13 protein-coding genes are annotated in these 19,166 nt (G+C 43.5%); 2 read left to right on the top strand and 11 right to left on the bottom strand.

The annotated features are described in order from the left end of the window. Positions 1-5 precede the first annotated feature (5 nt). A complete protein-coding gene (locus ABD028_RS18860) occupies positions 6-1,274 on the bottom strand; it encodes a glycosyltransferase (protein WP_343847012.1) in 1,269 nt (422 codons plus the stop codon). 299 nt (positions 1,275-1,573) lie between these two features. Here ABD028_RS18860 and ABD028_RS18855 point away from each other — a divergent pair, with 299 nt between their 5' ends. Further along, positions 1,574-5,893: a DNRLRE domain-containing protein gene (locus tag ABD028_RS18855; RefSeq protein WP_343847011.1), complete on the top strand. Its 4,320-nt coding sequence runs from the start codon at positions 1,574-1,576 to the stop codon at positions 5,891-5,893. Between the two features lie 64 nt (positions 5,894-5,957). Further along, entirely contained in the window at positions 5,958-6,632 is a 675-nt protein-coding gene (locus tag ABD028_RS18850; RefSeq protein WP_343847010.1) for a tetratricopeptide repeat protein, read from the top strand. A 31-nt stretch (positions 6,633-6,663) separates the two neighbouring features. Here the strand turns inward: ABD028_RS18850 and ABD028_RS18845 are convergent, their stop codons facing one another. The 10 genes from ABD028_RS18845 to ABD028_RS18800 are packed head-to-tail and all read right to left on the bottom strand — an operon-like array spanning position 6,664 to position 19,161. After that, on the bottom strand, positions 6,664-7,407 hold the full coding sequence (locus ABD028_RS18845; protein WP_343847009.1) for a glutaminyl-peptide cyclotransferase: 744 nt from the start codon (positions 7,405-7,407) through the stop codon (positions 6,664-6,666). Between the two features lie 4 nt (positions 7,408-7,411). Then, entirely contained in the window at positions 7,412-8,566 is a 1,155-nt protein-coding gene (locus ABD028_RS18840) for a GNAT family N-acetyltransferase (protein ID WP_343847008.1), read from the bottom strand. 44 nt (positions 8,567-8,610) lie between these two features. Next, complete coding sequence (locus ABD028_RS18835) at positions 8,611-9,657, bottom strand: GNAT family N-acetyltransferase (protein ID WP_343847007.1); 1,047 nt, start codon at positions 9,655-9,657, stop codon at positions 8,611-8,613. 43 nt (positions 9,658-9,700) lie between these two features. Next, complete coding sequence (locus ABD028_RS18830) at positions 9,701-10,735, bottom strand: aminotransferase class I/II-fold pyridoxal phosphate-dependent enzyme (RefSeq protein WP_343847006.1); 1,035 nt, start codon at positions 10,733-10,735, stop codon at positions 9,701-9,703. A 46-nt stretch (positions 10,736-10,781) separates the two neighbouring features. Then, positions 10,782-12,266: a lipopolysaccharide biosynthesis protein gene (locus tag ABD028_RS18825; RefSeq protein WP_343847005.1), complete on the bottom strand. Its 1,485-nt coding sequence runs from the start codon at positions 12,264-12,266 to the stop codon at positions 10,782-10,784. A 51-nt stretch (positions 12,267-12,317) separates the two neighbouring features. Further along, positions 12,318-13,679 carry a phenylacetate--CoA ligase family protein gene (locus ABD028_RS18820; RefSeq protein WP_343847004.1) on the bottom strand — a complete coding sequence of 454 codons (1,362 nt, stop codon included), beginning with the start codon at positions 13,677-13,679 and terminating at the stop codon, positions 12,318-12,320. Further along, on the bottom strand, positions 13,676-14,980 hold the full coding sequence (locus ABD028_RS18815; RefSeq protein WP_343847003.1) for a putative O-glycosylation ligase, exosortase A system-associated: 1,305 nt from the start codon (positions 14,978-14,980) through the stop codon (positions 13,676-13,678). Before ABD028_RS18815 ends, ABD028_RS18820 begins: the two co-directional genes overlap by 4 nt. 2 nt (positions 14,981-14,982) lie before the next feature. Then, a complete protein-coding gene (locus ABD028_RS18810; protein WP_343847002.1) occupies positions 14,983-16,065 on the bottom strand; it encodes a glycosyltransferase family 4 protein in 1,083 nt (360 codons plus the stop codon). Further along, on the bottom strand, positions 16,055-17,263 hold the full coding sequence (locus ABD028_RS18805) for a TIGR04063 family PEP-CTERM/XrtA system glycosyltransferase (protein ID WP_343847001.1): 1,209 nt from the start codon (positions 17,261-17,263) through the stop codon (positions 16,055-16,057). Before ABD028_RS18805 ends, ABD028_RS18810 begins: the two co-directional genes overlap by 11 nt. Continuing rightward, positions 17,260-19,161, bottom strand: a complete 1,902-nt coding sequence (locus ABD028_RS18800; RefSeq protein WP_343847000.1) for an XrtA/PEP-CTERM system amidotransferase — start codon at positions 19,159-19,161, stop codon at positions 17,260-17,262. The genes ABD028_RS18805 and ABD028_RS18800 overlap by 4 nt, the downstream gene beginning before the upstream one ends. Positions 19,162-19,166: the final 5 nt, after the last annotated feature.

The raw sequence follows: 19,166 nt of genomic DNA, 5'->3' as shown, positions 1-19,166 counted from the left end.
ACTTCCTATTTCTCCTGCATCCCGATCACATCATCAATTATTACGGCCAGCCGCTGGGCCTGCTTATCTCGGGAAAAACGTTCAATCTCAGCCATCGGTAAAACAGTCAATTTATCCGTCCTTATTTTTTCGATAAGGGATACTATTGCCAGCTCTATTTTTGCCACGTCATCAAGTGGCGCTATGATTGCCATTTGGGATTGTTTAATAACATCTGCCGTATCACCTGCCTCATCAGTTAATGCCAAAATTGGCTTCTGAGCGCGAATATATTCGTACGCTTTTGCTGGTACCTGAAAGTTGCAATTTGCAGCCTGCAATAACAACAAGGCTTCTACTTCCAGCATTTCATTCAGTGCCTCTTTGTAAGGTATCGCGGGCTCCAAAGTGACTAAGTCAGTGATTTTCAATTGTTCCAACATCGGTGCATATTGATGATCGTGACTTGTTGCCCTCAATATGACCTTGAATTGCTCTTTGCGAATCTGTCCCTGATTCTTTAAGTTCGCCAATGCCTGGAACAATAGCGTCGGGTCGCGCTCTATAGGATAAATAGTACCTGCATGTAACAGCCTGATTTCCCCAGAATTCTTACACTGAGTTGTAGTTGCTCCCTCAAACATTTTCTCATCGTATCCATTGGGCACCAATTGCCACAATTGCTCTGGTGCATCAGGGAAGCGTTGTTGATAGAAGTCTATTGCCCCTTTGCATGTAAACATAATTTTGCTGGCATGCTTGACCGCCTTTTTTTCCACCCAAGAGAACACTTTCTTGACATGTGGGTCCCGAGGATATTCGTCCTGGACCATAGGATCCCGAAAATCAGCAATCCAAGGCACACCAGTAAGTCGATGCAACACATAGCCAATGATATGTGCAGATGCAATTGGGTAAGTAGATACAATCACGGCTGGGCGCTTTCTTAAGATATTCGCTAATCCACAGATTATTCCTGACGGGATCCAACTCTGCCATCGATCCGGTATTGCCATCCACTTCGTATACCGCCCCCGGAAAGAGTAATGCTGTGCAACATCACGAGCATAAGTGCGCTCAACCTTCACTCCCTCTGGAATGAAATCCAATTGAGATGCATCCCATTTGATATAGGCTTTCAACGAAGCAGATAACACCGTTACCTGCCAGTCCGCAGATTGCAACCACCTTACGAAGGCAAGAGTCCTGTGCACGCCAGAGCTCCCTAAAATAGGAGGAAAATGGAAGGCAATGTATAGGATAAATTTTTTGCTTTTGTTGTTTTCAGTTTTCACGATTAGTTATGATTTAAAAAACTTAACAGCGGTGTCATATACTTGCTTTATTGCGCAGCGAAAGTAAAGTTAACCTGCGTTTGCAGGACGCCAATTTCAGAAGGTGATAGTAACTTCCACTGATTACTCGAATATGACTTCGCGCTATTTTATACAGTTTCACCCTAGACTATGGCTTTGAAAATTCTCAACAAACCAATGCTACCATTTGTATGGTTTTGATTGTTAGCTTTTTTGAAGCACACTGAGGTTAAACAATTCCATTTGAAATCAAGTAGTAAGAACATTTGGAGTCATTTATGCATCATTCGTTATTTTATCATTATCTAAGTATGAAATTGACTGCAAGATGTGTGTTAGTTTTAGGTACGTTAATTCCCTCCCTCAATGTCCAGGCTTCTCAGGCTGTGGGCTGGCAGGAACTCCCGAATACAAAACTGATAGATCAGTGTCCGGAAAACGGTTTTGCCGGTTACAACTACGATTTTAAGGATCGCTGTCGTAACATTGTGGCCTGGAGTGGTGGTACTTTCGACGAGCTGGAAAACAAACTTTATGTTTGGGGGGGCGGTCACGCAGATTACTACGGCAATGAACTTTACACTCTGGATCTAGATAGTCAGGCGTTGTTGCGAATTACCGCCCCTGCAGAGCCGCAGGATACAGAGCTTAAAGTGTCTCAATCCGAACTCGCCCCACATGATGGCACTCAGCCTAATTCCCGCCACAACTACGACGGCGTGGCCTTTGTTGAGCATAAGCGCAAAATCTGGACTTTTTCTGGAGCCCTAGCAGGCACAGGAGATACCGACGATGCCACCTGGCATTTTGATACCAGTACCAACAGTTGGCAACGAATTGAGGCAACAGGTCAGGTCCCACGCGGCAATTACAACATTGTCAGTGCATATGATAAATCCTCGGGAAAAGTTTTTTTACACAATCGTTATGGATTATATAGCTACGAAATGACAGATGAAGGGGGTCATTACACAAAACTTAACGCTAGTTACATAAACAGCAACATGACAGCGGCTATCGACCATCTAAACAGCAAAATGCTTATCATTGGTAAAGGTATGCAGGTAGTGTTTGATATCAGCAGGGACTCTACATTTCAACCAATTGAGATCCCCCGCAGTGGTGATAGTAAGATTATTGATGCGATAGCCCCAGGATTGGCGTTTAATTCAAAAGACAACAAGTTTTACGCTTGGTCGGGTGACGGCAAAGTTTATGCTATGGATATCACAGAAGGCGCGTGGCAAAGCGTTGCCTACATGAATGATCCGGGCCCACAAGTAACCAACGGTACACTTGGCCGTTTTCACTATTCACCACAAGATGACAAGTTTGTTCTATATAATTCGGTCTACGAAAATGGATATACTCTTTCTATTCTGAATACCGAGGACCTAATTCCTCCTGAAAAACCAACACATTTAAGTTATACAGAGCCTTACAAAGGCGCGCTGGAAGTGCAGTGGTCAAAAAGCGTCGACAACGTGGGAGTAGCAGGTTATAGGGTTTATATCAACGGCGAAATGATTGCCGAGCAATTTGAAACCATATTTAAGACGATGGCATTTGCGCCTGGCGAAGCACTCCAGGTACAAATTCGGGCCATAGACTCTTTCGGTAATGAAAGCGAACCATCGGAAACACTTCAACTGCAGCTTAGCAATGCACCAGCCACAATGCGCTTAGGTGACTGTGATAAAGAACCACAGTTGAATGGTCGTGGTGACATCGTATTCTGTGAGTCCTGGGATCATGAGAATTGGTGGGAAGGAAAGGGTTACCTTGCTGATCCTATAATTGCTCGCCCCAAGCCACTAGAGGCAGCAGGTGTATCACGCACTACTGTTGTGGCAGACAATTGTATCTCCGGCAGTTGCCTGAAAGTCGAAATGACCAAGGACATAACCAATAGCCTGAGCGCTTACTGGCCATTGAAAAATGCAAACCTTGCGCCGCAAAACATACACCTTCGCTACTACATGAAACTAGGTGACAACTTCGATGCCAATATGTGTACTTTGGATGGTGAAGTCTTAGCGGCTGGAGGAAAATTTCCTGGTCTGGCGGATTTGCGCACAGGGGCCGATCCAGTCGGACAATGTGGTAATGGTGGCGCCCGGGCGGACGGAAAAAACTGTTGGTCAATGCGTGCCATTTACAGTGACTGCTACAGTCGAGATGGTGAAGCCTGTCATACAAAACCAAACGGTGCAGTGCGATTCGGTTCGTATCTTTATCATGCCGCCCAACTGGGCACGACTGGCGATGCTGGTTTTTGGGATGGAGACGACTATGGCCAGACCCGGGGAACTGGGGGGACCTGCGACTCCAATTCGAGCAACATTTATTGCGGTAAAGGTGATGGAGGTGTTTTTGAGCGGGGTTTTTGGTATCGCATAGAAATGCAAGTCACCATGAATACACCTGGACTTAATGACGGCATTATCCGAGGTTGGGTTGACGGGGTATTGAGCTATGAAAAGCTAAACGTTAACTTCCGGGAGCTTGGGCATGATTTCCTGCACAATCGTTTGGTATGGCTGAACATCTATAAAGGTGGAGTTCATGGAAACTGCAGCACTTCTAACATCTATCTTGACCAAATGGTTATCGCTCTAGACCAGCCCATAGGGGGAATCGACAGTGATACACTGATGCCGCCTACCTTAAATCTGAATGTATCGACACATGAACCTGCTTCAGACAATCCATTTACCGTTGAATGGCAAGCAGTCAATGCCGAACAATGTGAAGCAACCGGAGTCTGGGAGGGGAGAAAGGACACAGCGGGCAGCCATACATTGTTATTGGATAGCAGTGGTTATCTGCGGATGGATTGCGTCGGCCAAGGGGGAACAGCTGCAAGACAGATTGCTATTGAAGTTGACGGAATTCCAATTCCGCCAACTTCTGATGAAACTGATATCGATCCCGGAACTCCGACCGTGCAACTGACTGAGCCGACGAATCTGGTCATGACCCAGTTGGATGAAACCGCTCTAGTCCTTGGTTGGGATAATTTTGAAGAAGATCAGGAAAATATAGTCAGCTACAATGTTTACATGCTGGGTACCTTAATTGGTCAGTCGACTAGCAAAGTGTATGAACATGTGAATTACATCAGTGGTGTAACAGCCGAATATGCGGTAACAGCAGTCAATGTAGACGGCTTTGAATCTCCTATGTCATACCCAGCCATCATTGATATTCCCAAACGGTTTGGCGAGCCAGATTCTATAGTAACCTTGTTGCCTGTAGCTGATGCCATGTTGCATGCTTCTACACACAAAAATCAGGGACAATACGAAAACCTAGAGGTATCTAACATAGCAAATTCAGTGTTACGCTTCCCCCTCGAGCTAATTCCACAGGAAGAAACCATTGTTGCTGCAACCCTGAGTCTATACTCAACATCAGAGGTTGGGCATAACCTGATTGGCATATTTGCCACAAACAAACATTGGAAGGAAAGTACCGTCACTAAGGACAACGCCGATACAGGCGTCTACTGGAGATATGAGAAAGGGGACTGGATTGATGCAAATTTTAATGTGCAAGGTGGACAAGCATTCCGACAGATAACCTGGGCAGATGATGATATTTCAAACAAACAAGAAATTGATGTCACTGAATTGGTCCAATACCTTCATGCGAACCCGGAGCAGGATTACGGAATACTACTGAAATTGATTCAAGGTAATGCGACAAAGTTTGCCAGTAAAGAATACGAGAATACGCAATACTGGCCAAAGCTGACTGTATCTCTCGCTAAATTGAATGCGCCAGAATCATTGAGTGTGGTTCGGATCAATGAGGATGGTTATACACTTAGCTGGCACAATGACAATGCACCACAGTCTGTGGATCACTATCGGGTATTTTTAGGTGGAGAGCAAATCGGTATCACTACAACTACTGAATTTAGTTCAGGACACATTATACGTGGTGTCGACGTTGAAGTTCAGATACAGGCCGTCGGCATTGCTGGCAACCTGTCGGCGAAATCAGCGACTTTGGTGATGAGTGGCCCAGATGCAGTTGGTGCTGATGTGATACTGACCAGTACAGATGATGCTCTGCTAACAGATTCATCGGGAAAGAACTTTGGTGCAGTTGACAGCCTAGAGGTATCTGCAATAGCCAACAGTTTGCTGGGCTTCCCAATTCAAGCGATAGGCAACATCTCTTCCGTGGAAACAGCAACCTTGGTGTTATATAGTTTGAAGGAATACGGTGACATTGAGCTGGAAGTGATGAAAGTAGCAACTGAATGGGACGAAGAATCCGTTACACGTACCAATGCCACTGATGATAGTTACTGGTTAAACGAATTAGGTGACTGGATAGATAAGAATGGTGCGCCGCAGGGCGATACCCCGTTCACCTCAATGTTCATAGTAGATGATGATCATGTGGGTGCTATCAGACTTGATATAACCGAACTTGTAAATCAGTGGCTATTAGAACCTAACTCTAACAATGGATTGTTAATTAAGGTCAAAGATGAAAACACTTTTAGGTTTGCCAGCCGCGAACACTCAAACCAGATGCTTCGTCCGACACTGGAATTAAACTGTGCGCACCTATGCAACAATTAAGTGTATAGAACAGTAGTATTAAGAATGTTAATATAAGCTAAACTGAAACATCGGTCAGACCACAATGCTGAATAACTACAACAAGGTGGCAATGTTTTTCTTAGTTAGCTTCACCTGCATGGATGCAAGCCATGCAGGTGAAGCTGTTTTAAGCAAAAATAACTCTACCTGTGGGATTATTCGTGGGGAGCCACTTAAAAGTAGCTACGGTCCATTTGACTTTTTAAATCCCGCACACAAAGAAAAATTGCCTATAGTTCTTACGGCTCACTTTACGCCGCAAGTTGAACGTTTAATTAGAGGCCAAAGTAGTTTTAATCCAATGTCAGATATTCACTATACGTTGGAGAAAATACCAAATTATCATAGAGCTTTGAACTCTATGTCAAAATATATGTTATCGGGAAGGCACGTTTCAAAACCTATGGACGAGTTTTACAGCGCAGAATGCTACTTTAAGCGTGCATTATATTTTCGTCAAGACGACGCTATGGCAAGAATGCTGTTTGCTATTCACTTACACCGTGCTGGGAAGTTAAATGAAGCTGAAAAGCAGTACCTAATAGTACTTGAGCAGCAACCCGATAACCCCGAGCTAAACTACAATCTAGGTTTGTTATATGTAGAGATGGGCAACATTAGTAAAGCGAAAGAACATGCAGAAACTGCCTATCAATTAAAATACCCTCTACCAGGCCTAGCAGATAAAATTAAAAAAATGGAAAATTCTGTCAATTAGAACCTTCAAAAAACACCTCAATCAAACTATTTTAAAATGAAATATCCACCCGGAACAAATGTTCCCAGCATTTACCTGTAAGATAAAAATCACCATTATCCTCATTAAAAGCAATACCATTTAGCACATGTTCAGAATCATTAGAAGGACACATCTTAACTAACTCTGAACAGTCGATAATTCCGGTCACTTTTGCAGTTTTTGCACAAATCTGATAAATATTACTATCAGCCAAACGGTTCGCATAAACCTTTCCGTCTACATAAGTAATATCGTTTAACCATCGCCAGGGGATCCCCCTGAGTTTAGTTCTTTTGGTCGTTAGAAGATTAAAATTTGCGTCACGAAAATACAGATTCTCCGTTCCATCGGTCATCAGGAAACCATCAGGAAGTGGCGCAAGTCCCCATCCTTCACCGGTGAATTGATATTCAGATATAACTTCGAGTGTGTCCGCTTTGTATACGATAGCTTTCCCAGATTGCCAGGTTAGCTGGACAATTTCGCCTCTCAAGTTAGCAATACCTTCCCCCCAATGTCCCTGAAGCGACTTAATCACTTCAACTTCTCCAGTGGCCGGGTTGATGCGACGCAAACTTGAATGTTCTTTTAGACCGGTGCTTTCATAAAGCGCTCCATCTGAAAAGTCTAAGCCCTGTGTGAAAGCAGACTTAGTATGAGGCAAAATCTCTTTAATTACGGGTCTGGTTTTAGGGATGCCAAAAAACAGAATATGTCTTAGCTTAAAGTTGCAGTCGGATAGACTAATCTTCATGGGCTCAGACTTTTTTAATCTGGGAAGATTTGAAACTTAGAAAAACCTTCTTTAGTTTCTGTTTTATACTTTCTACACAATTCCCCATAACAAATCTAATCCAATAGCATTGACCGATAAAGGTTCTTTTATTAAAAAATACTAATCCATATCTTTCTCGACGATTACTAACCCATGTTGCTTTATAAGGATCATCATCGGTACCAAAGTCAATTTGTTTAACCCGATCCACATTAATAACATATTCAATCATTTTCAATATCGCTATTGAACCAACAGAATCTCTCTGGAATTCGGGGTCATATGCTGTTCTTGTCATTATACACTGTGTACCCGTAACAATGGCAAATTCAAATGCTGCAGGCATGCCGTCGACTGACACTATCAACATTCTTAATCCCCCCTCTGTGGCAACTTGCTTGATTAATCCACGAGTGAACTCAGGGAAAAAGTCCTCATCTTTCCAACTTTTTGAATAGATAATATTGTATCTATCTAAGACCAATTCAAGATCAGCAAATTCTGTATAAATGTCAATCTTGATTCGACCTTCCTTCTCAAGATTATTATATTTCCTAATGTAGTTTTTCATCGACTTCTTTGCAGCCTTTGAGCGACTACTCAAATATCCATCAAATGAATCGAATTCAAAATTTTCGTACCAATTCCCCTTATAAAAATATGAAGCAGAACGAAACCCATTCCGCTCAAAGATTTCTTTAATTAAATTGAAATTAGGCTCAGACGGGTCCATCAGATTTAAATCGACCATGTGCCACTGCCCGACATTTTCAATCACACCGCTAATTAACGCGCCAAGTTCTTTTTCTGGACTCTCATTTTGACCAAGGATTAAACCATAATAACTGGATTGAAAATTAGTGAGACTTGCTAAAGTCCGAGAATTCGGTTTCCATGAGGCAAACTTAGAGCCATTTTGACCTGCCGGAGAGCGAGCCATCATAATCGCCAGAGGCCTGCCTGTCATTTTTTCCTCTAATGCCAATATCCAAAGTTCGGCATCCTGCTCAAGCCCGTTGTCGACAAAATTTTTATACCAATGACGCTTTAGATAAAGGTTATCATGCAACTGACTGCCGAAAGAATTGCCATAGTCTTCTGGCACATCATCCAATGATTTAAAGACACGCACATTCACATCATCACCACTTTTTATTAGAAATTACCGAATTCTGAGCACGTTTAAACCTGAAAAAACATTTTCTTAACTATGGCCAATCTCTCACGAGCACAACAAGCAAGGCCCTTAAACCTTTTTGGGTTTGTTACAATCACCCCAACCAAATCTCTATTTTTGGTCATCCATCGCGCTTTATAGCTATCGTTACCGGTTAGAAAGTCAATGGTAGTCACACCATCCTGCTCAATTGTGTGTCTGCACATCTCCATAGTGAGAACATTACCTACACTTTGTGCAGAGTATTTCTCGCGATAGGCCAACTTAAATATATAAGCCGTGCGACTATCAACAAACCACATTTGTGCGGCGACAGGATAATTTTTATGATAAACCACCCCCAGCCGCAACTGATTATTTGAGGCAGCTAATCGGGACACTGCACAGAGAAACTCAGGATGTGACTCCTCGTGCTTCCAGCTCTCCTCATAAACTGAGAAGTAGTCATTAAGTCGCTGTTCCAAGTCTTCCTGACACGAAATCTCGATTCTGAATTCACCGGAGCTGTCCAATTTGCTTTTAGCCCTACGCGTGTTGCTGCGTAGATTTTTTGAGCAATTGGAGTAAAACTGTTCAAAGCTCTCTATATTGTCATGATACCAATTCTGGGTTTGCACAAATCTGAAGCTTCTGAAACCACACCTTTCCAACGCAGTCATAATTTCATCCGCCTGCTCTGACAACAATGGGGTAATAACTATCTGGTCATACTGCTTAAGTAGCCCAGCACTGGCAGTACAAAACATCTGTAAGTCTCCTTGCGAAACTCGCCTTCCAACTAGGTCAAAATAAGGCGAGTAATAATTTGTCATGGACTGCAGTGTTTTGGGCTTTAACAATGAGGTTTTAGTTTCACTAAAAAATGGCAAAAAGTGACAGGGGCTATCATTCTCTTTTCCGGCCAATATGACCGGAATCTTTCCTGAATCAAGAATATGTTTTTCAAATTCGGTAAACCATGCTGGCTGCAAAAAAATAGGTCGCTCTATATCGTATTTGTTGTTCAGTGCAGAACCATCAGCATCTACACTTTGATGTAATTCAATTTGCATAGTTTTCCCGTGCGTACCAGTTTGAAACTTATCAGTAGTGAAATCAGGTTAACTGTTCAATCATGAAGTCTAAATCAGCTTGTGTAATATCTTGATGACAGGGTAGTTGCAAAAGCGTTTTTCTGTATTGCAAGCTAATGGCACACCCAGAAACGGCAATTTCTTCCCACCTGAACACCTGAATACCTGCATACCTTAATTTTCCGAAAACTGAATCGTCTTTAGCTAGAAACGGAAAAACATAAGGTACTTCGGAATCACTTAAAGTTGAATAAAGTGGGGTGCCATATGGACTGCCATTCAGATGGTGCAACAGGTGTAGATAATTCAACCTACGCCGAATAGACATCTCGGCAACATCACAGTTCCTAACTATTTCAAGTGTTTTAGGTGGCAAATAGTTTGTCAGTGTAGATAAATCTAAATAGCGGTGAGGCCGAATCTTAGGAATCCCGATCCTTGCCCGGAAAGATCCAATAAGTTGCTTTAACTTCACCCCCCACCAACCTGGTAGCGCCTCGTAAACAGAAAGCGTTTCCCGCTTAAACTGACAATTTTCACCAAATAATAATTCACCACAAAGTAAATTTGGGTAAAACTTCGTTAGGCTCTTAATCGCGAACTGTCCCTGTATGTTCTTTACAAACGCGGCATGAGCTAAATCTTCTACCAAGACAAGTTGTTTTTCGTTACATAAATCAACCAACTCATGAATGTCCCCATCAATTCCAAAATAGCGAACAGCAACAAACACGTCTTCTTTTTTAAGTTCCGCTTTGAACGCATCAATATCTGCATGCAAATTACTCAGCAGTGGATAACACTTTACCTCGGCTCCAACAGCCAAAAAGGGCTGTACTAGTGCAGGACAATGATAGGCAGGCACCCACACACGCTTATCCTTTAGTACTTTTGCAATGATGTATAATGCTGAACGTCCACAATCTAGTAAAAATCCCCCTACATGCGCCTGACTTGTGCGAACTTGATCTGCACCCTCAGGTATCTTTTGGGGTACTCCCAAAATTTTAGGTTTTGGATACTGTAGTGAGTCTGCAATAGGTGAAAGAAATTCCATCTTCATTCCCCAAGGTTACCAGTGTGGTTGGATTTGTTTGGTACAACTAACATTTTGCACGCCGCACCTTACGCTTTACGAATTCGATCACATCTTGCTCAGGACCTATAAAGCTGGGAAACGCAATATGCAAAATCGCCATCAAAGTTAAGAAAACCACCACACCAAATACCACACCAACAATGGCAACAAACAGAACGGACCATTCGAATGGAGCCAGATAAGGTAACAACCATATGCGTATAGCCAGATACATTAACAAACTGGCAACTAAGGTCTTCCAAATTCTGACCAGCAAAAGCGGTAGACTGATAACACCTTTTATTTGCTGCATTCCCAATAAGAACAGCATAGAGATAACACCTGTGACAAGCACCGCATAGACTATCCCTAGTACACCATAAAAGTAAAATCCAATAGGTAACAAGGCTAACTTCACCAGCAAGTTAAATAGGGAAAACAGACCTAACGCCTTAGGGTTGTCGGAGGCCGCTAATGCAGATGATGCACAGGAAAAAATTACCCTAGCAAGTCCAAAAAGAGCCAGAATTTCCACATAGGGGCCTGCATCCAGCCACTTTTCCCCCAATACAACGGCGGCCACTTCGTCAGATAATGCACTAACGCCAATGGCAGCAGGGGCAGCAAACAACAAGATATGAGAAATAATGTTGGAATACATGGTTCTGAAGTCATCCATGCGATCCGACAATTTTGACAATCCTGGTAATAGTGACCGGGCTACCGGCATAGCAACTTCCTGTGACGGCATAGCCGCTAACTGATGCGATACCGTAAACAGTCCCAACTGGCGGTTGTCGCCCAACTTACTGATCATCAACGTATCCAATTGGCTAGACAAGCCCGCGATAAATTCGAATACAAACATCCACTTAGAAAAGTGGAATATCTTGGAGAATGACTCAAACGTTATTCTAGGTCTAAACGGGCTAAGGTAAAAGCTGTAAACAACGGCAAACAGATTGCCGACAGTAACGCCTATCGGGAATGCCCAATAACTCTTGTAAACCAAGGCTACGGCAATAGTCACAAGAAAAGATACAACCTTTCGCGAAAGGTTAAAGTTGAAATCCTTCTCAAAATTCATATCCTTTCTGAATTGCACGACACCAACATTAACAAAGCCAAGTACAATGGTAGCTACCGCATATAGGTAAATTACGTTTTCAATCAATGGTTCATCGAAGAAAATGGCCATCAGTGGGGCCGTAGCCGCAAGCACAATTCCCAGTATGAGTGCGCGAAAAATAGTTAAAGTCCAAACAGTATCAAAATCTGTTTTGGACGCCTTCTGATCCCGAATAATTGCAGCTTCAAAGCCAAACTGGGTTATCATCTCAAGAAAATTGGCCAGAAAAATAGCCTTAGCTATCAGACCATAATCTTCAGGTACAAGTAGCCTTGCCAGAATTACGACACTGACAAGACCAAGCAAGCGCATTGACATCCTCATCAACACTGACCATAGCGCCCCTGAAAAAATTTTTGCACCGACTTCTTTTACTTCCAATTTTTATCCCTGATTTTAATTATGCAATGCTTTTAAAATTTTTCAGACTAACTAATCAACCAACACTGTCTTTTTTACACGATTGATAATGTATTTATATTTACCCGTTTTCTCAGGGGCTATATTCTCAACTAAGTGAATTACCAAGCATGCATCACAACCAAACACTTTCAGCAATCTCTTCTGGAGATTACGTATGTCAATTTTGCCATCACTATAAGGTACCAAATTAAGATGGTATTCCTTTTCCGATTCTTGTATTAATTGAAAATGATTGACAGCATCATCTTCCCTTACGATATTACCGATAAATGCCCCATGAACTAAAGCCCCGTCGGTAGCAAATATCGCATCATTAGAACGACCAATAACTTCATCAAGCACCGATAAGCCACGCCCACATGGGCAAACCACATTAGATAACCTGGCCAAGTCACCAGTTCGGTATCGAACCATCGGAAAGGCTGTCATCGACATATTTGTAACAACTAGATGACCAACTTCCCCAACTTTACAGGGTTGATCATTGTCATCCAGGATTTCAACAATGATATCTTCATCACACACATGCAAATTACCTTGCGGACATTGATGTGCAATGAAACCGGAATCGCGACCTCCATATCCATCCGCAACTTTAGCACCAAACACCTGCTCAATAATCTGGCGTTGATGAACAAATAGTTTCTCAGCTGTGCAAAATATCACTTTTAAATTTGGCATTCTGACCGAAATGCCTTTGTCCACCGCATATTGTGCTAGTAGTGACATAATTGACGGGTATCCGTATATCATTGATGGTCGATAGTTCTGCAATGATTCAAGAATATCTGCCATACCTTGTTCGGTCATGTGCTGCGCGGGAAATAGTTTTGAGCGCAATATACGGTCCCGAAGGTGCTTTAATAGCCCCTGACCGGATAGCTCAATACTTGAACCCCATACGACAGCTTCCCGGTCACCAATATCCACATCCCACCATCGGGTTGCTCGCCACTTAGCCGAAACATCGTGACTGATTCGTTCTATTCCCATAGCAAATCTTAGAGGTGCACCTGTAGATCCTGAGGTGCGAATGAACTTAATATTTTTAACACCTTCGGTTATAAGTTTCCCTTCATTAGCCCTAATCACATCTTTCTCAAGCACGGGGAGACGCTGCAAAATATTGGACAAGCTTAGATCAGAGTGAGAAAGACCAAGCTGATAAAATAGATCTTTGTAGTACGGATTATGCAGATGTATTCTTTCAAGGAATTGACTAAGATTACTTTTCTGTAACAACTGAATTTCGTCACGAGAAAGCCATTGGCTTTTTTCCAGAGTGCTAAGTCGGGAGACCGTATGGTGTTTTTTTAATTTTTCATGTAGCGGAAAAAGACAACCGCTAACAAATTTTGTATATATCTTCATGGATTATGTGACCATAAAGTTTTACTTTGTACAGGCTGTTGAATTTTTTCTTTCCGACTCTGTAACTCTTTGTCCACCAACACATGGACAGCAACCAACGTGATTAGAAAGTGAAACGGTAAATCAAAATATGCCATGCCCAAGAATGCACCTCCGGTTGCATATGCGATAAGGCTGACCTGAATCATGGCACTTAAATCTCGTGCCCATTTTAATTCTGAGTCCCCACTCACCTTTTTCCTAATCGAATTAGCTGTTCGCCAGGCAGCATAATACATCATCAAAAAGATGAATAATCCCCCCCAACCATGTTTGCCCAACATTTGGAAATAGATACTATGAAAATCGTGAAAATCTAATGGATCTGGAGCATACCTAATAAAGTTCTCTGGTGTCGCGGCATCAAAGCCTCCAGCAAAAACTTTATCATTAGATATATTAAAAGCCATCCTCCATGCATTGAAGCGCCCCTGCACAGAACCATCATAATCTTCTTCATTGTCTTCAACAATGGTCGACATTCTCTCGTGCCACGCATCTGGCATAAAATTGTAAGCAAATGGCATCGAAACTATTAGTGCCAAGGCTAACAGCATTTTTCTATCACTCTTTAGCCAAAGAAATAACCCTGCAGCCAATATGGACAAAAATGCCCCTCTTGAATGAGTCCCTAGCACTGAGAGCGCGGAAAAACCGATAACTGCCCACAACCCCCATTTAACCCATTTGTTTGTCTGATGTGAAATCAAGTAAAAGATAATAGGTATTATCATTACTAAAGTTAGGCCAAGCTCATTGTTACCTTCGAAGAAGCCTCCTGGCGGCCCCCACACTCGCCCACTGCCACCAGAAAGCACTGTGTATATTCCGCCTTTGAATCCGTAGAAACCGATACTCAGTGAAATAACCAACAAACACATGTCGATGCGTTTTCTGGTCGTCAGCATCGCGAATATAATAAGGGTAAAAAATTGAATCTTAACAACTTTAATTGCTAATGAGTTGATGTAGGGCGTTTTATCATGCACCAAGTAAGTTAAGAACATCCAAATATAAAGCAATATTAACCAGATTATTGGTTCCCGAAGTGGGATCTTTTTCGGTTCCTTACTGAATAAATATGTGAGCAGGCATATAATGGCAACGACTTGTGCAACTGGCATCGACTGCATAAATCCGAAAACCAAACGCTGCGGCACCATGTAACTTATCCAGCACCAAACAAGCACACCAATAAAAGGGCGTTTAATAATTTGCGGTATGACCCACGCTAAAACAAGCACTAATGCTATGTCACGCACAATCAATTGCTCCCGACATAGAGCTTTTCTAACTTAGGTAAAACTTGTTGAGCGGTATATCTCTTTGCATTCTCAAGACCTCGCTCTGCGATGGATGTTGCAAGTTCAGGGTTTGAAATTAAATGCTTGATTGCATCGCACATAGCCTGATCATTGCCTTTCTCAACCAGCATAGCGTCCACTTCGTCTTGTACCATAAAAGGAATACCGCCAACATTCGTGCTAACCACCAGCACACCGGATGCCAGAGCTTCAAGAATAGAATTGGGCATGTTGTCAACCGTGCTTGGGTTAATCATTATGTCAGCATCTGTGTACAACTCAGCCATTTGTTCACGTCCCAAGCGTCCAACAAAGGTCACCTTGTCGGCAATACTCAGTTCCTTGGTGAGTGACTTCAACATTGACAACTGCGGTCCTTCACCAGCGACTGTCAGAATGGCATTAGGGTAACTGATCAGCACCTTACCAAATGCCCTAATTGCCGTGGCGTTGTCATATATAGGTTCCAGATTGCGGGTAACGATAAGATGCAATCGCTCTTTATTTAACCGCGGCGGCTGGTATTTGAAGCGCTGTAAGTCAATAATATTAGGAACCACCTCTGTGGAAAAATTATAATCGGAGAAAACACACTGCAGAAAGCCACTAGGTACGACAATAGTATCGACCTTAGACAATGTCCCTTTGATAAACTTCCAGGAATGGTCAAAAAACTTACGAGCATTTCCCCCTCGGTAGTTCATAATGACTCGAACACGGTACAATCGCGCTATATTGACCGCTGGTTTGGCAAACAAATGAAATGACCAACCTGAGTTGGCCATCATATGAACTGCATCCTGACCTCGCAAGGACATCAACAAGGTCATGATATAACCGCTCAGGCGAAACATAGCTCTAAGCACTGGAATTTTTCCAATAAAGGATGGCTGGTAAGGGGAGTTCACTGGTATAAGCGTAACCAGATGCCCTCTCGCTTCCAAAAGTGCCTTTAGTTGCACCGTTTGCATAGCCATACCGCCAGCAGGGGGCGGTAGGGGGCCAACAACGACAATTTTGAGTGGCACCGAACTATCTGCCATTAATTAAAGTTCCGTAGACTTCCTGATAATTAGCCACAGAGTTAACCCAATTTCTAACGTTTTCAACATACTCCCGCCCCTGAGATATAACTAGACTACGCTCTTCCAAACTGGCAAACACCTCAGCAATTCCTTTTGCCAGCGCCATGCTATCGTCACTTTTACACAGCCATCCATTGTAACCATGTTTAATTAATTCATGATGCCCACCCACATCTGAGGCTAACACTGGTTTGCCCTGCGCCATGGCTTCCAAAGGTTTAAGGGGTGTCACCAGTTCAGTCAGCCGCATCGATTTGCGGGGGTATACAAGCAAATCCACTAAACTGTAATAGCGGGATACATCCTGATGTGGCACCCTGCCCGGCATCAGCACATAGGCCTGCAGTTCCAGTTCATTGACAAGCTGACGCAGTTGTTGCTCCTGCGGACCGCCCCCCACCAACAGTAACCTGGTGTGAGGATTGCTGGCCAGAATCTGTGGCATGGCTCTGACCAGCAGGTCCAATCCTTCGTAGGCATAGAACGAGCCAATAAAACCTAAAACCTGCTGTCCGTCCAGACCGAGCTCGGTCAGAAGTGCCGCGTCTTTATTGGCAATCAGATTAAATTGTTCAATATTGACCGCATTGGGTATCACAGTGATCTTATCACTGGGGATTTGACGTGCCAGCAGATCTTTACGTAATCCCTCACAAATAGTAGTCACCGCATCGGCCTGGCGGGCCACATGGGTTTCCAGCTTGCGGGTCAGACGGTAGCGCAAGTCCCCTTCTTTACAGGTGCCGTGATCTACCGCGGCATCTTCCCAGAACGCCCTTATTTCATACACTACAGGCAGTCCAGATTTGCGTGCTGCCTGCAATGCGGCTATCCCATTAAGTGCTGGCGAGTGAGCATGAATGATATCCGGCTTCTCCGCTTCAATGACTTGTAGAATTCGTTTGCGCATAGGACCTATCAGCGCCATCTGATTCAATACCGGGATTTTATTCAGCAAGCCTTTTGGTACCGGCGTTCGGTAAAACCTAAGCCCATCAATCTCTTCCACATCCAGCTCAAACACACCATGTTTAGGACTCGTGACGTGGCAGGTCTGCCAACCCAATGCATGTTGCTGCTTTAAAATAGAACGGGTACGAAAGGTGTAGCCACTATGCAAAGGGATGGAATGATCGAGTACATGAAGAATTTTCATGCACCAACTCCCATCTGTTGACGCAAGAACGACTCAAACATCATCAGAGTCCACAAAGCGGCACTGTTATCACGCACTCCGGCAATATGCTCATCAATCAGCCCTTTTAGCCTGGTCTGACTGAAGTAACCCGACTCGGACATTTGTTTGGACAATAGTCCGTCGTACAGCCGTTCCTTCAATGGTCCGCGAAACCAGTCCGCCAAAGGTACAGCGAATCCCATCTTTTTGCGATACAGCACATCTTGGGGCAAGTGTGGCTCCAATGCCTTTTTGAAAGAATACTTTCCAATACCGTTGTAAAGATTATGGTCTGACGGAGCTCTGAATGCCCATTCCACAAACTTGTGATCTAAAATAGGCACCCGTACTTCAAGAGAATGGGCCATGGATGCCCTGTCCACCTTAGTCAGAATGTCCCCCACCAGATAGGTTTTCATATCCAGATACTGGGCAATCTTCATTGCATCTAGGTGTTTGACCTTGTCGGAATAACGTCGAAATACCTCCAACGAACTATAACCATTTAACCCTGCTCGGTATTCCGCTGAAAACAATATAGCCCGCTCATCTGCGCGTAAAATAGACATGGAATTGTGATATCCCTGCACGGTATCCATTGCCATAGATTGAAAGCTGGTTTTACCACGCAAAAATTTAGGAGCCCAGTCCAGCTTTGGATAAAAGCTTCCTAAAGGTCCAAATAGTGGTTTTCTCATGCTTAGAGGCAACAGGTTGCGAAACTTTTCTTCCTGCAGATGCATTTTGTAACGACGATAACCAGCAAACAGTTCATCCCCGCCATCACCAGATAGCGCCACTGTTACATGTTTGCGTGCTAACTGGCATACCCGGTAAGTAGGAATGGCCGAGCTATCAGCATAGGGCTCGTCATATAAAAAGGCCAGCTTATCAATCAGATCAAAATCACTGGCGCTGACGGTTTCCACCCTGTGATTGGTTTGGTATCGATCTGCTACCATTTGCGCAAACTCTGTCTCGTTAAAGGCTTTCACATCAAAACCTATGGCACAGGTGTTGACCGGATCGGATTGCAACTGTGACATCAGCGCCACCACCCCGCTGGAGTCTACGCCACCGGACAGAAAAGCACCCAAAGGTACATCGGCCACAAGACGAATATCCACTGCTTCTTTCAGGCGCTCTATCAACTGTTCTTGTACCTCAGCAGCTTGCAATGGCTGTTGCCAATCAGTAGGAATATCCCAATACTGTTTCTGCACAGGTACTTTCATTCCCTTTTCAAGCGTCAGTGTATGACCAGGAGAAAGCTTAAAGCTGTTTTGATATATAGTATAAGGCTCAGGTATGTAACCAAAGGTGAAATAATCCTCAATAGTGCTATCTCGTAACCTACGGTTAAACAGTGGATGCTGAGTAAGCACCTTCAGTTCCGAACCAAACAAAAACTCGCCGCTAGGCAACAGTGAATAGAAAAACGGTTTAATCCCTATACGATCGCGAGCCATAAACAGCCTTTGCTTTTCCCTGTCCCAGATGGCAAAAGCGAACATACCGCGTAAATGCTGCACGCAGTCTTCTCCCCATTCCAGGTAAGCATTAAGTATGGTCTCGGTATCTCCCAAGGTATTGAATTTATAGCCCTTAGCAGTCAGTTCCTGGTGCAGAGATTTGAAATTATAGATCTCGCCATTGAACACGACACATGCCCGTCGACATGCGCTAAGCATAGGTTGTGGACTACCCTCTAAATCTATAATGGATAAACGGCGGTGCGCCAGACCTACACAGCCATCATAAAAATAGTCTCCAGCGTCCGGCCCCCTATGTTGCTGAATGTCATTCATCCTCTTCAGGATCAGCGGGTCCGGGCCCGTGTTGTCATTTAAATTCATTATCCCAGCGATGCCACACATACAGC

The sequence above is a fragment of the Bowmanella denitrificans genome, from assembly GCF_039522935.1.
In the GTDB taxonomy this organism is placed as follows: Bacteria; Pseudomonadota; Gammaproteobacteria; order Enterobacterales; family Alteromonadaceae; genus Bowmanella; species Bowmanella denitrificans.
The sequence above is the reverse complement of the archived record's forward strand: the minus strand, read 5'-3'. Positions and strand labels throughout refer to the sequence as shown.